Annotated in this window: 15 protein-coding genes; 3 read left to right on the forward strand and 12 right to left on the reverse strand. The window is 47.6% G+C overall.

Going from position 1 to position 13,138, the window contains the following annotated elements; all coding sequences use genetic code 11:
- Positions 1–25 precede the first annotated feature (25 nt).
- Positions 26–376 (forward strand): phenylpyruvate tautomerase MIF-related protein, encoded by a 351-nt coding sequence (locus PSE6802_RS0101265; protein WP_019498266.1) that lies wholly within the window; start codon positions 26–28, stop codon positions 374–376.
- Here the strand turns inward: PSE6802_RS0101265 and PSE6802_RS0101270 are convergent.
- The 4 genes from PSE6802_RS0101270 to lnt all read right to left on the reverse strand — a co-directional run bounded on the left by PSE6802_RS0101270 (position 366) and on the right by lnt (position 3,767).
- A complete protein-coding gene (locus tag PSE6802_RS0101270; RefSeq protein ID WP_019498267.1) occupies positions 366–1,502 on the reverse strand; it encodes a WD40 repeat domain-containing protein in 1,137 nt (378 codons plus the stop codon). The genes PSE6802_RS0101265 and PSE6802_RS0101270 overlap by 11 nt on opposite strands.
- Before the next feature lie 74 nt (positions 1,503–1,576).
- Positions 1,577–1,834 (reverse strand): Txe/YoeB family addiction module toxin, encoded by a 258-nt coding sequence (locus tag PSE6802_RS0101275; protein WP_019498268.1) that lies wholly within the window; start codon positions 1,832–1,834, stop codon positions 1,577–1,579.
- Positions 1,818–2,081: a type II toxin-antitoxin system Phd/YefM family antitoxin gene (locus tag PSE6802_RS0101280; RefSeq protein WP_019498269.1), complete on the reverse strand. Its 264-nt coding sequence runs from the start codon at positions 2,079–2,081 to the stop codon at positions 1,818–1,820. The genes PSE6802_RS0101275 and PSE6802_RS0101280 overlap by 17 nt, the downstream gene beginning before the upstream one ends.
- A 126-nt stretch (positions 2,082–2,207) precedes the next feature.
- Entirely contained in the window at positions 2,208–3,767 is a 1,560-nt protein-coding gene (gene lnt / locus PSE6802_RS0101285; protein WP_019498270.1) for an apolipoprotein N-acyltransferase, read from the reverse strand.
- 161 nt (positions 3,768–3,928) lie between these two features.
- Here lnt and PSE6802_RS0101290 point away from each other — a divergent pair, with 161 nt between their 5' ends.
- Positions 3,929–5,653, forward strand: a complete 1,725-nt coding sequence (locus PSE6802_RS0101290; RefSeq protein ID WP_019498271.1) for a pentapeptide repeat-containing protein — start codon at positions 3,929–3,931, stop codon at positions 5,651–5,653.
- 67 nt (positions 5,654–5,720) lie between these two features.
- Here the strand turns inward: PSE6802_RS0101290 and PSE6802_RS0101295 are convergent, their stop codons facing one another.
- Complete coding sequence (locus PSE6802_RS0101295; protein ID WP_019498272.1) at positions 5,721–6,248, reverse strand: globin family protein; 528 nt, start codon at positions 6,246–6,248, stop codon at positions 5,721–5,723.
- A gap of 122 nt (positions 6,249–6,370) precedes the next feature.
- Between PSE6802_RS0101295 and PSE6802_RS0101300 the strand changes: the two genes are divergently transcribed.
- Positions 6,371–6,823 (forward strand): peroxiredoxin, encoded by a 453-nt coding sequence (locus PSE6802_RS0101300; RefSeq protein ID WP_019498273.1) that lies wholly within the window; start codon positions 6,371–6,373, stop codon positions 6,821–6,823.
- A gap of 247 nt (positions 6,824–7,070) precedes the next feature.
- Here the strand turns inward: PSE6802_RS0101300 and PSE6802_RS0101305 are convergent, their stop codons facing one another.
- The 7 genes from PSE6802_RS0101305 to radA all read right to left on the reverse strand — a co-directional run bounded on the left by PSE6802_RS0101305 (position 7,071) and on the right by radA (position 12,924).
- Positions 7,071–7,691: a Uma2 family endonuclease gene (locus PSE6802_RS0101305; protein WP_019498274.1), complete on the reverse strand. Its 621-nt coding sequence runs from the start codon at positions 7,689–7,691 to the stop codon at positions 7,071–7,073.
- A gap of 41 nt (positions 7,692–7,732) precedes the next feature.
- Positions 7,733–8,440 carry a 2-C-methyl-D-erythritol 4-phosphate cytidylyltransferase gene (gene ispD / locus PSE6802_RS0101310; protein WP_019498275.1) on the reverse strand — a complete coding sequence of 236 codons (708 nt, stop codon included), beginning with the start codon at positions 8,438–8,440 and terminating at the stop codon, positions 7,733–7,735.
- A gap of 7 nt (positions 8,441–8,447) precedes the next feature.
- Positions 8,448–8,963 (reverse strand): GIY-YIG nuclease family protein, encoded by a 516-nt coding sequence (locus tag PSE6802_RS0101315; protein ID WP_019498276.1) that lies wholly within the window; start codon positions 8,961–8,963, stop codon positions 8,448–8,450.
- Position 8,964: 1 nt separating this feature from the next.
- Complete coding sequence (locus PSE6802_RS0101320) at positions 8,965–9,183, reverse strand: DUF2839 domain-containing protein (protein ID WP_019498277.1); 219 nt, start codon at positions 9,181–9,183, stop codon at positions 8,965–8,967.
- A gap of 92 nt (positions 9,184–9,275) precedes the next feature.
- On the reverse strand, positions 9,276–9,758 hold the full coding sequence (locus PSE6802_RS0101325; RefSeq protein WP_026102979.1) for a TIGR02652 family protein: 483 nt from the start codon (positions 9,756–9,758) through the stop codon (positions 9,276–9,278).
- A gap of 105 nt (positions 9,759–9,863) precedes the next feature.
- Entirely contained in the window at positions 9,864–10,874 is a 1,011-nt protein-coding gene (locus PSE6802_RS0101330) for a phosphoribulokinase (RefSeq protein ID WP_019498279.1), read from the reverse strand.
- A 610-nt stretch (positions 10,875–11,484) separates the two neighbouring features.
- Positions 11,485–12,924 carry a DNA repair protein RadA gene (radA, locus tag PSE6802_RS0101335; RefSeq protein WP_026102980.1) on the reverse strand — a complete coding sequence of 480 codons (1,440 nt, stop codon included), beginning with the start codon at positions 12,922–12,924 and terminating at the stop codon, positions 11,485–11,487.
- Between the last annotated feature and the right edge of the window lie 214 nt (positions 12,925–13,138).

A 13,138-nucleotide genomic window follows, 5' to 3' on the forward strand; every position in this document is an offset into this window, starting at 1 on the left:
GACGTTCGCGATTTTCAATAAACATATGCCTCTAATCAAAGTGCAAACTTCTGCAACTGCTCCGGCGCAATCTGAAGTGGAAACCATGCTCAAAAGTCTTTCTGCCGCTCTCGCTAAGCATTTAGGGAAACCCGAGTCGTATGTCATGACGGCTTTGGAGTCCGATGCTACGATGACCTTTGGCGGCACGAGCGCTCCAACTTGTTACGTCGAGATTAAAAATGTGGGTAGCATGAGCCCTCAACAAACCAAAGCAATGAGCCAGGACTTCTGCCAAAAGCTAAGTGAAGGTTTGGGCGTTCCATCTAATCGCATTTACATAGAATTTGCCGATTCTAAAGGCTCCATGTGGGGTTGGAACGGCTCTACTTTCTAGTAGAGAGGAAGGCTAAGTCCCATATCCTTACAGTAAAGTCGGCGGATGAGGTGGCAAGGGATTTGCCATCGGGACTGAAACTCAAACCGATCGCCCAATCGCTATGACCTTCCAACTTGGCGATTTGCTTGCAATTTAAATCCCAGATGCGAGCCGTTCCATCTTGGGATGTTGTGGCGAGATATTTACCATCAGGACTAAAGGCGACATTGCGCACTACGCTAGTATGTCCTTTGCACTGGGCAATCTCTTTGCCATTGATATCCCACAGGCGAGCCGTATTATCCGAGGATGCGGTGGCGAGATACTTGCCATCGGGACTGAAGGCTACGCGCCTGACCCAATCCTGGTGCCCCTTAAACGTGGCGATTCCCTTCGGGATGCGTCCCGCCGCATTTCCTTGCAAATCCCAAAGTTTAGCGGTATTGTCAGAACCTGCCGTGACAATATATTTGCCATCGGGACTAAAGATGGCCTGCCAGATTTGCCCCTCACCTGCTTTAAAATCTTTAATTATCTCTCCCTTAAGATTCCATAACTTCACCGTGCTGTCAGAGGAGGCAGTGAGAATGAACTGACTGTCGGGGCTGAAATAAGCACTATTTACCCAGTCTTTATGTCCCTTAAATTCCTGGATTAGTTTCCCCTGGAGATCCCAGAGGCGGGCGATTTTATCCTGCGCTCCGGTCAAAATAGTTTTCCCATCTAGGCTAAAGCTAGCACTCCAGATAATACTATCGTCGGGTCTAATCTCAATTACGACCTTACCTTGTCTGCTCCAGACCTTGGTGGAGCCATCCGATGATGAAGTCAGAAGCAGATTGCCATCGGGACTAAAACTGACATTCAGAACGCTGGTTTCATGGGCTTGAAATGCTTTAGTTTGTACGGACTTAGCATCTGATTTAGAATTCGGGCTATTTCCAGCCCAGAAGTTACCTGTTCCAGAAGTACAATTTATAGAGTGGGCGTTGACCACCCTACAGTTATTTGGGAGTTCTATATCTCTATTTAAAGGTGTAGCAGAGCGCAAGTCGGCACTGGCTGAGAAAGGCTTATAGGCAAGAATAGAGAGTGACAGTAAACTAGTGCAAAAGGTGAAAAATGGGATATTGAGCCTTGTCATTATGAATTTTTTTTAGCGTGAACGTAAACAACAACTTTTTATACCAAATCTAAGCTAAAAATCGCTATCTTCAACTATTCGTAATGAGACCAAACAGACACAACTCTAATCGTTTGAGCCTGGTCGTCAATTGAGTAAACCAGTCGATGTTTGATGTTGATTCGCCTTGAATAATAACCCTTTAAGTTGCCTGAAAGTTTTTCATACGGTGGTTCGTAGGGGTTGCGTTTCAGGATCTCCAGTAAAGAGGCAAGATTGGCTGCTAAATTCGCAGATTTCAACTTATGAGCGTCCCTGAGTGTCTGCCGACTAAATTCAATTTCCCATTCCATTTAATACGTGCAAAAATTCTTCTTCAGACACCCAATCATTTTCTCGCTCAGCCTCTCTAATGGTCTCAACTAAACCAGGTATAGATTGCAAATAAATTGTTTCCTGTATGCTTTCCCAATCTTCTTTAGATATTAAAACAGCATCGCCTTTCCGGCTGGTAATCACTCGCGGTAAGTGGTCTTTATTAACTTGCTCTACCAGGCTAAACAAATTAGCTCTAGCCTCACTCGTGCTGATAATTTCCATATAATATCCTTAAACGCGTACGACTTATTGTACCACATGTTCGCCGATCGCTCGATCTTTACTCGATGGGATCGGCTACTCTCAGGGGAGGAAGTACACCTCATAGACCGACAATACTCAGAAATCTTATTTCCTGGTTAGTGGGATGTAAGTTCTGAGCAATATACCTGCACTTAACAAACTCAGTAAAGGTGTGAGCCAATCGCCCCACTTCACATAAAGCGTTTGGGTTTGGCGCAGGTAGACTGTATCGCTATGGGTTTCGTAGGTATTGATGCCGGAGAGCCAGATCGTGCGCCCATTCGGATCGACAATGCCGGAATAACCCGTGTTAGTGGCGCGTACGGCCCAGCGATCGCTTTCAACCGCACGAGCAACATCCTGAGCGTGGTGCTGGGCTGGCATCGTCTCGGCATAGTGAGCGTTATTAGAAGCGGTAAAAATTAGCTGGCCGCCGGCGGCGGCCTGATAGCGGAAATGACTGGGATAAGCCGATTCGTAGCAAATGCCCATAATCACTCGCCCCCAAGGCGTATCGACGATTTGATCGCTTTTGCCAGCTTCCACTTCCCCCCTAAGAGGCGACAACCGCTTAATTAGACCTCCTAAAATCGCTTTAAAGGGAATGTATTCCCCCACGGGAACGAGTCTAACTTTGTCGTACTGAGCCAAGGTTTTGCCAGTACCGTCCAACAAAAAGAGACTATTCGTATAACCAAAGGGATTGCTCCCATCATCCGGGTGCCGCAATCTCCCAAAACCTCCCATCCAGGTAGGGACTTTATATTTTTGGACGGCTAGATCGAACGGCGATCGCCGAGGATCGCTATCGGGATATAGAAATGGCAAGGCTGTTTCCGGTGTAAGAACGATCTCCGAGCCTGCTCGCGCCAGTTGCTCGTATCCTTGGGTATAGCGCTCTACGCCCAGCTTCAATCCATCAAACTTGAGCTTTACGGGATTGGGAATATTGCCCTGGATAATGCCCGCCTTAATCGCTCTGCCATTATCCGCAGCCATTCGATCGCTTTGCATAGCATAGGCACCGTATAAACCTACGCACAGCAACAATCCTAGTGCGATCTGAGCGTATCTCCATTTATGGCGCGTCGATTCGCTCCGAAAACGGAGAATCGTTTCAGCTAATAAGCCATTAACCGCCACGATCGCCGCCGTAACTGTTTGCTGCCCCGATAGTTTGGAAATTTGCAGCATGAGGAGGTCGTGCGGACTTTGAGTGTAGCCCAGAGCCGTCCAATATAGCGGTCCCCAACTCCAAATGACTTCCAAACCGCAAAACATGGCACATGCCACGATGACGCGACCGGGAACAGAGAGCTTGGGAGTCAGCCATGCCATCCCTCCTGCCCACAGACCGGACAGCACCAAACCCACGCACGTAATAATGAGCCAGACTGTAATAGCGATCGCCAGGCTTGCCAACCAGGGTACGCCCAGCCAGGTCATCGGATGCACGCCGGTAATCCAGAACAGTGCCATCCCGTGATAGAACAAACCCCAAACGGCACCCATGCGCATAGCATCGCGAACTTTGAGGCGTTGCGTTTGCAACCACAGGGGAATTAGCGCTATCCAAGCCAGGATCCAGAGGCTAAATGGGTCGGGGGTTAACCCCATGAGAATGCCGCCGAAAGCGGCAAAAGCAACATTGCGCCAGAAATGCATAGGCTAGGCTACTGCAACAGGTAATAGCATAGACTTTGACGGGATATGAAAGCAAGCCTTTCTATTCTAGCCTTTTCTCTTGCTGTTAATTGTAAAAATGTCCATTACAAGACATTATTAAAGCTAATCTTGAAATATCCAGAAAGCAAGGATTACAGAAAATGTCCGATCGAGGAAGCGAAAAAATAAATATATCAGAACTGATTGGGCTGTTGTTAGTACTATGTGCGCTGGGAGCATTTCTATTCTTTCTATATTCAAAACAGAATGAAAGTATCTCTAAGCTCGAGAACAATATCGATCAGCTAAGCAGGGATATTGATGCTTTACGATCGGAAGCAATTCATAGAGATGAACTAAATCAAAAAGTTGTTGCGTTGGAAAGTCAGATTAACGCAATATCGGATATCAACTTAAAAAAACAACTAAACGAGGGTTTAGCGAAGTTAAGACAGCAAATAAGTGCTCTCCCTGCTACAGTTGCTACAAAAGACCGAATTTCTCTACAGAAAGATCGAATTGCTTTAGAGAAAGACTGGATTAACACTCGTAATGCTGTAGTTGGCGGGTTGCTTCAAGCTGGAGGCTTATTTTTCTTCACTATAACAGCCTATCTTACTTTTCGTAATCTTAAAGTTGCAGAGGAGAATCTTAGAGTTTCAGAAGAGAAGCAAGTTACCGAGAGATTCAACGCACAGGAGAATCTTAGGGTTTCAGAAGAGAAGCAAGTTACCGAGAGATTCAGCAAAGCAGTAGATCAATTAGGAAGTGACAAGATAGAAGTTCGGCTAGGTGGAATTTATGCACTGGAACAGATTACTAAAGACTCCAAGGAGAAAGACTACGGAATTATGAATATTTTGGCGGGCTTTGTACGCGAACGCTCTACAGCACGATGGAAGAAAACAGAAAACACTCCGTCCAACACGCAGACGACAGGCAATTCGCCAACTCTAGAGCAAAAGATATTAACTCTCCCCCCAACAGATATTCAAGCTGCACTGAATTTTGTTCTAAAACAGGACAAAATTAAAAATCTCGATTTACGCAGTGCAGATTTTAGTTGGATGATATTAACTCATTTCATCTTCAAAGGAAAGAATCTTCAAAGAGCTAACTTTAACAATGCCGATCTGAGCTATGCTGACTTTAGTAGAGCCGACCTGAGCTATGCTAACTTTAGTAACGCAAATCTAAGCGATGTTACATTCCAGGAAACCATCCTCAACTTTGCCAACTTTAGTGGAGCTATTCTCCAACGAACAAGATTTGCTGGTAAAGACTCTAAGACAGGCGAGCCTATTAAGGTATCTGAGCTCAAGTATGTAAAATTTAGCGAAACAGATCCTCAGACAGGACAGCTCAAAACAGCCGACTTTAGCAATGTCGACTTCGGTGGAGTTGACCTCAGTGGAGTTAGTCTTCCAAGCACAAAATTTGTCGGAGCCATTCTCACTGAAACAAAATTTGTCGGAGCGGATCTTAGAGGTGCCAATTTCACTGAAGTGAACCTCAGTAAAGCAGACTTTAGTGGTGCCAATCTCAGTGATGCTGACTTCAGTAATAGTATTGTCACTGAGACAAAGTTTGATGGTGCCAACCTCAAGAACGCTAAGCTTAGGAATGTTGCTCTCAACAAAACCGACTTCACTAAGTTTCCCAAAGGAGAAAAAACTCATCTCACAAGGGTCAATCTTGAAAATACCGATCTCACAGGGGCTGACCTCAGTGGCATTAATCTGGAAACCGTGTATAACTTAACCCAAGACCAGCTTGATAAAGCTTCCACATACACTAATACTAAACTACCTAACTATCTACCTAACATTTCACCGATAGAATTAGTTTCACCTCAACAAAAACAACCAAACCAAGAAGAGGCTTAATTACTCAGTCCCTAATAAGTGCTAAAACTTTCTACCTCCCCTGATATCGCCGATCGTTTCTCGTCATCTACCCCACACTGGCAGCAGATCGGTCAAAGTAAGACGCTAACTCAGCAAGCAAAACCGATAAATTCTGCTGCTCGTCAGCAAAAAGATCTAGAGTAAGGCGTTTCATATTTTGCACAGCACGTGCGACGGAAGCACCGGGAACACCCAGAGCTGAATAGGTTTCGCGGAGACCATTCAAGCAGCGATCGTCTAGAACGCTGGAATCTCCTACAAGCATGGCATAGGTGATATAAAGCAGGATATACTCCATGTCACGCAAACAAGCAGCCATCTTGTGACTGGTATAAGCATTGCCACCAGGAGCAATAAGATGTGGCTGCTCGGCAAACAGAGAACGAGCACTGTCGGCGACGATAACCTTTGCATTGCTGGTTATGCGTTTAACAATATCTATTCGACTCTTGGATTCAGATGCTAAATCTTGTATGGCGCTTAGGGTGCTAAACTCCTGGTTGCTTAAAAATCGACCTGAACCTGAACCAGCCTCAGCCGCCTTACTTACAGCTTCAGAAAGGGCGCTAAGCATGACAACTCCTCCTTCTCTGATAACAGATAGATTGTAGCATTGGTAAATGTCGGCTCTTCCCTAATCCACAACTCAAGTTAATATGGTTTGTAAATTTGTTCTGTCGAATTTACAAAAATTACATGGCTGTTGAAATAGGTCAAAAAGCTCCGGATTTTACTTTGCCTAGCGATCGCGGCGATATTACACTCAGTCGCTACCAGGGCAAAACCAATGTTGTACTGGCCTTTTATCCTGGTGACTTTACTCCTGTTTGCACCAGCGAAATGCAGTGCTTTGCCGACGATTGGACCAAGTTTCGAGAGTCGGGTGCTGAAATTTTGGGCATCAGTGCCGATCCGATCGAGAAGCACATCGAATTTTCTAAAAAACTCGGTCTAGAATTTCCCCTACTTAGCGATCGCAATAAGCAGGTCAGCCAGCTATATGGTGTTGCCGGACTATTCGGTAGCAAGCGCGCCTACTTTATCATCGATGTCCACGGCATCGTCCAGTACAAGCACATCGAGTTTCTTCCCGTATTTAAGCGCGAAGATAGCGAACTCCTGGTAGCGCTACGCAAATTGAAAAGTTAAAACTGACATGTCGCTAACAATCGCTCGAGTTGTAACTCTATCGGCGATCGCGTCCTGAGCGGACTGGGCTTAAGCGCTCTAGCCCTTGCCAAAGCGCAAGGGCAAATTGCGGATTTGCCCAATGGGAACTATCGCTCAAAGCAGCCTCCCAAAAGTTGCAACCCCACTTAAAATTGTCCGGCAGCGATCGCAAGCTGTTCGATCGTAAGGGTTAAATCTGGGATGCGAACTACCTGCTAAATTGTGACTAGCAATTCCGTTTGACTTCGTCATCTTTCCATAAAATTTGGGCTGCGGTTAGTTGCAACCCAGGAAATGTGGGAGAGATAATACGCTCGCGATCGCGAAAGCGGTTAACTTGATAGCCCCCATTCACCAATGAATAGACGCTTACGGTCGGGCGCTTGGGAGAACCGATATACTTTGCTGCCCCGAACGGATCGGGGTCGGCAATCCAGTACTCTTGAATTCCTCTATTCTGATACTCTGTTACCTTTTCCCGGTAATCCTGCAACGCAGTGCTATCGCTCGCAATTTCCACAACCAAAATCGCAGCAACCGTCAGAATAGCAGTCCGATCGAGACAGTCTGAAATGGCATCAAAGGGCACGATCGCAATATCTGGCAAGCGTGAAGTGTCATTCATTGTCTGCAAGCCAGCCCCTTGCACGACAATCCAGGGGCGATCGTTTTGGGCGATTTCTTGCTTAAAGGCAGTGACTAGACGATCGGCAATGAGGAAATGCAGCCAGGCAGGTGGAGTCATCAGATGCAATTCCCCTCGAACTAATTCGTAGCGCTCTTGACTCGTTTCACAGAGGTTCAGGTATTCCTCAAAGGTTAGCTTTTTTGTAGTTGCGATAGTCATTTGCGATCGCGCCTCCCATAATGAACCCAAGGTAACACATTTTATAGATCGCTACTTCTATGGGTATTGCCACGAGATTTGAGGATAAACTCGGCGATCGCTAGATCCTGTGGCGTAGTAATTTTCAGGTTGGTTTCTTCACCCATGACGATTTGCACTGGTAAACCGACTTTTTCAAACAAAGCGGCATCGTCAGTTACCTCCCATCCCTGTGCCTCTGCTCGTTCGTGAGCGGCAATTAGTTTATCGACAATAAATCCCTGGGGGGTTTGGGCTGCCCAAAGGTACTCGCGGCTGGGCGTATCCGTTACTACACCCGCATCCACAATTTTGATGGTGTCTTTGACTGGCACTGCCGCAATAAACCCCAAACATGTGTCTAGCGCCGTAACGCAGCGCTGTAATAATTCTGGCGTGGCTAAACAGCGGGCACCATCGTGTACCAGTACGCGGTTGGCATGGTCGGGCAGCGATCGCAAGCCATTGAATACCGATTCTTGACGAGTAGCCCCACCTTGAATCCAGGCAATTGGTTTAGCGCGCTCCAATCGATCGAAAATTTGTTGAAAGCCTTCGCGATCGCAGGGTTGACCGACTACGCCAATCCAGTCGATGGCAGTGGCGGCGATCGCCGCTTCTAGAGTCCACTGCAAGATTGGTTTACCTAAAAGTTCCAGGAGTAGCTTGTTGCGATCGCTACCCATACGCTTACCACTTCCCGCCGCCGGAATCAGCAGATAACAGCTCATAGATCGCTCACTTAATATCCAATATCCCCTCACTCTTGCGTTTAGGATTAAATCGCACCTCAAATGCTGCACCTCGTTCGGCAAGTTGGGCGAGAATATCTTTCTCTACGCGACGGGCAACATTTTTCAGTACCTTCTCCTGTTCTGCTTCATTAATTGCCTGCTCTAGTTGATGCTTCTCATCGTCATTCATCAATCGGCGACAATCCAGGGGCTGCTCCCACAAGTCAGTATCTGCAGTCAGATCGTCGAACCAGGCCGCTTGTATTTCACTTAAAACCGTACGGCTGGGCTTAGTAACGGTGGTAAATTTTAGCCAATGGCACTGGGACGGCACGCGAACTATATGCAGCTTGAGGCTGCTGGCAATATCGCGAGAGATGCCTACATATCGCAAGCACTTATCGGCATCGAAAATCGCATAGACCCCGATCTTGCCTTCTAAAGCCGGTGAAATATTGCCGGATTCATCTAAATAGGGCGCAAAAGGAATTTCAGTTAGAGGGGGAATAACGTCTGCCAACTTATTGCACCACTTCCCACCAACCAAAACTGGGGCCAATAAATCGCACCACGATCCAGAACGCAACCATGACACCGATGCCAATCCAGGCACCAGTAGACGTAATCTGGACAAACTGCTCTGCTTTTTGCTTGGTCAAGAAAGGTAGCCATGACGCTATAGGCTCTGACTTACCATAGTCATCTCCTAATGCTTGCTTGCGACGCTTAGATTCACCCATGATCTTTCAAAATTAGCTCTGCTAGATTCAGACTTAATTGTAGAGGCTTAAGGTTTAATTCTCCAACATGATTCGCGCATACTTAGTTCCTTTTAAAAAGGCCGAAAGGAAGGGTAGCGAATTGGGGCACCGGGTTCTTTGTCAAGGTCGAAATTGACAACTCTCCAGCGGGGTTCTACGTCTTCGTGAGGGCTAAATTCCACAACTAAGCCGTACAAGCGCAGAGTACTGCTATCGTCACTGCGTTCAAGATAGTTACTGACTAGATTCTTATAGCGATGCGCAATTGTAATTTTAGTGGCGCGGTAGCCTTGCGTATACAGCTTATCGAGATATTCGTGAATTTCAAAGCGAATCGTGTCGGGGTGAGTGTGCTGCCTGTACCATTCACCATCCCAAAGCCGCCACTGACGCTCTGATTGCAGATGTATGAGGTCTTTGGTGGCAGATTTAACTTCAAATGCCCCATGCCTAGGGCACAAATAAGTATCGGTTAAGATTAGTGCCTGAATCGTCTGTCTACAATGGGGACACCTAATTTCTGGGCCAAAAATTGGATATTGCGAAGGTGACATGACATTGTGCATGGCAGACTCAACTAGCATAATAGGTACCGAGACTACCTTAATTCAGCACTCAGTACCTATCGAATTTTATCACGCCTTAGATTGCAATCTGGTCTAAGAGGCAGCTACAGCGACTTTTTCAGGAGCTTTTTGGGTGAGACGCTCGTAGGTAGCGCGCATCTTCAGACCGACTATTACTTGTAGTAAACCAGTGCCGTTGTTTGAGCCTGGATAGTCGGGATGCTTGAGCAGCAATTGAGTTAATTCGCCGTACTCCTTAGTAGAAAGGTTGCTGAGGTGATTTTCTATGTAGATAACTTCATCAAGGCGATCGAATTGGCCGTCAACTTCCAGAACGGTAACGGGATGACCGTAGTAGCTGTCGGAACCATAGTAAAGTTGAATGCCAGGGTAGGAGCAAGTTAGTTTCTTGCCGCAGGGAGTCCAACTGATGGTGGAGCCTTCGTCAAATAGGTAAGCTGGTTCTAGACCTTCAATACCTTCCCTTTGCACCATGCGAACTCGCAATACCTTCCGATCCTTGTCATCCTTAATCAGGTTAGTCGGGAGAATTTGAATGACAACGTCAGCATGGGCTTTTTGAGGATCGATGTAAGCATCAAAGTCAGGGCGACGGGCTTCGATCGCTTGCATAACATCCGCTAGAGTATGACCCCGCTCTGCCATGTCGCGCTGGATTTTCCACGCCACTTTCACTTCATCGCTGAGGTCGAGATAGACGCTAAAGTCTAGCAAAGTACGCACCCTTTCATCGTAAAGGGGATGCAAGCCCTCGATGACGATGACGTGATTGGGCTCGATCCGCTCGGGGGGATCGATCGCGCCAGTCTCGTGATTGTAAATGGGCTTCATAATTGACTCGCCACTCTTGAGGGCTTTGATCTGCTCGTACATCAGATCGAAATTGTTGGCGCGGGGATCGAGGGCGGTGATGCCCGTTTCTTTACGTTGCTTGCGATCCAGGGAATGATAATCGTCTAAGCAAATGACAGTCATGAATTCTTCGCCAAACAAGTCTTTTAATCTACGCAAGAAAGTAGACTTACCGCATCCAGAGTCTCCGGCTACTCCAATTAAAACAACGCGACCTGGCTTAGTGCTCATAGAACTGACTCGATCCCTTTTTCTTAATCTTTGCTTATTACGTATTTAATACTACTTTATAGGGGTATCATCTAGCAAAAATACCGATCGTAAAATACCGATACTCGACTCTGCGATCCCCAATAATGCTTAGGAGATTGCTATGAAAAAATATACCGATAATTGTAAGGGCAACCCCCCTGTGGGTGCCCCGATCGATCAATGGCAGGCATGGGTGCGCTGCCCCTGCGGGTATTTCCTTTACCAGAAATCTCCTTAAACGTTTAAGCGATCGCCCCTAACCCTCAGGTAGACGATCTGGGTCAAATCCTTGCGATCGTAAGTATGCTTTGAGGGTGTTCTTGAAAGTTTTTCACAAAGGTATAGCCGTAGACAGATCTGTTAGGACAGGGGGTGTGGGGGCTGCGCCCCCACGCAGGGGAGGCAGGGCAGTCTTGGGGGTTCCCCGCTAGAGCCACTGCCGTGTTCCACCCCTGCACCCCGTCCTAAGCCTATTGGTCATAGCTATACCATCGAACTCTGGCAGTTGAGTACGATCCGGTAGACTTAAGGTGGGTGGGGTGTTGGCGATCGTCATAGGTCAAGAAGTTTGATATGACTCGATCTTAACTCAATCGTTTGGATCGTCAGAAGAGGAAGTAACCGTGCGAGGCAAGGCAGCAATTATCGCATCCATGACTTTCCCGACTGGGACGAGTTCTAAACCATAGTCTTGCGTGACTTGAATATTGGGAATAATGGCGCGTTTGAAGCCTAGTTTGGCTGCTTCCTTGAGGCGCAAGTCGAGTTGCGAGACCGGACGCACCTGACCGCCTAAGCCAACTTCGCCAATCAGTACCGTACGCGGGTCGACAATGCGATCGCGGAAACTAGCAGCAACGGCGATCGCCACCCCCAAATCTACGGCTGGCTCCGCTACATTAATCCCTCCCGCCGATGCTAGATAGGCATCGAGCTTAGATAGCGGAATACCGATGCGTTTTTCTAAAACTGCCAGAATTTGCAGGAACCGATTTGTTTCAAGCCCTGTTGTAGTGCGGCGCGGCGAGCTATAACTGGTAGGACTGACGAGCGCTTGCAGCTCCACGACCAGGGGGCGTGTCCCCTCACAGGCAACGATCGTGGCAGTACCGGGTGCGGGTTCTTCGCGGTTGCCTAAGAACAATTCTGAAGGATTGCTCACCTCAATCAAACCCGACTCGGCCATTTCAAAGATGCCGATTTCCTGAGTGGCACCGAAGCGATTTTTGACCGATCGCAGTAGGCGATGGGTAGCAAAGCGATCGCCCTCAAAATACAAAACTGTATCCACTAGATGCTCCAGCACCTTAGGCCCCGCGATCGCCCCTTCTTTCGTGACATGTCCGACGATCAACAGGGTAATATTTTCGCGTTTCGCCACCCGCATCAGGACGGACGTACATTCTCGTACCTGCGATACCGAACCGGGTGCAGCGTTGAGACTGGCAAAATAAAGCGCTTGAATGCTATCAATTACGGCTACGGGCGGACGCAGGGATTGCAGTTCGTACACGATGGTTTCGAGGTCGGTTTCCGGCATCAAGTAAAGATTCTGAGCGTCCCGTTCGTGCAAGCCAAGGCGTTGCGATCGCAGTTTGACCTGCTGTGCCGATTCCTCTGCACAAACGTACAGAGTTGGGTACTTACGCATTAGCCTTTGCGCTGCCCCCAACAGTAACGTACTTTTCCCAATCCCAGGCTCGCCGCCAATCAGGACGAGCGAACCGGGAACGATGCCGCCGCCAAGCACGCGATCCAACTCCTCATAGCCTGACGGTAGGCGGGTTTGATGCGAATCATCAATCTGGGTCAGGGTCAGCGACTGCATGGGAGTGGCAGGTGCTGCAGCACCTTTAGTTTGGCGCTGGGTAAGGCGGCTAGCTAAAAGATTGGGGTTCCCAGGCGCGATCGCTTCGACGGATTGCTCCAGAATGGATCCCCAGCTACTACAGTCAGGGCACCGCCCGTACATTTGCGGAAAATCGGAACCGCACTGAGTGCATACGTAGCGTGACTTTGATTTTGCCATTTTGGAATCGAGAGCACAACCTGCCACTTTTTTGCGGCAAATTTGTCATAATATAATGTGGCTTTTTGTAACAATTATGTGGAAATTCTTGATTTCTTTGCACTATAGCAAACGATCTCGTGTTGTCACTGATATTAATCGAACAGCATTTCACGTTCAGACGCCTGCTTAGATTGTTAAAGGCAGCAGATGGTGAGGAGTTGAAGGAGTTGGA

Source organism: Pseudanabaena sp. PCC 6802 (assembly GCF_000332175.1).
Classification (GTDB): Bacteria; Cyanobacteriota; Cyanobacteriia; order Pseudanabaenales; family Pseudanabaenaceae; genus PCC-6802.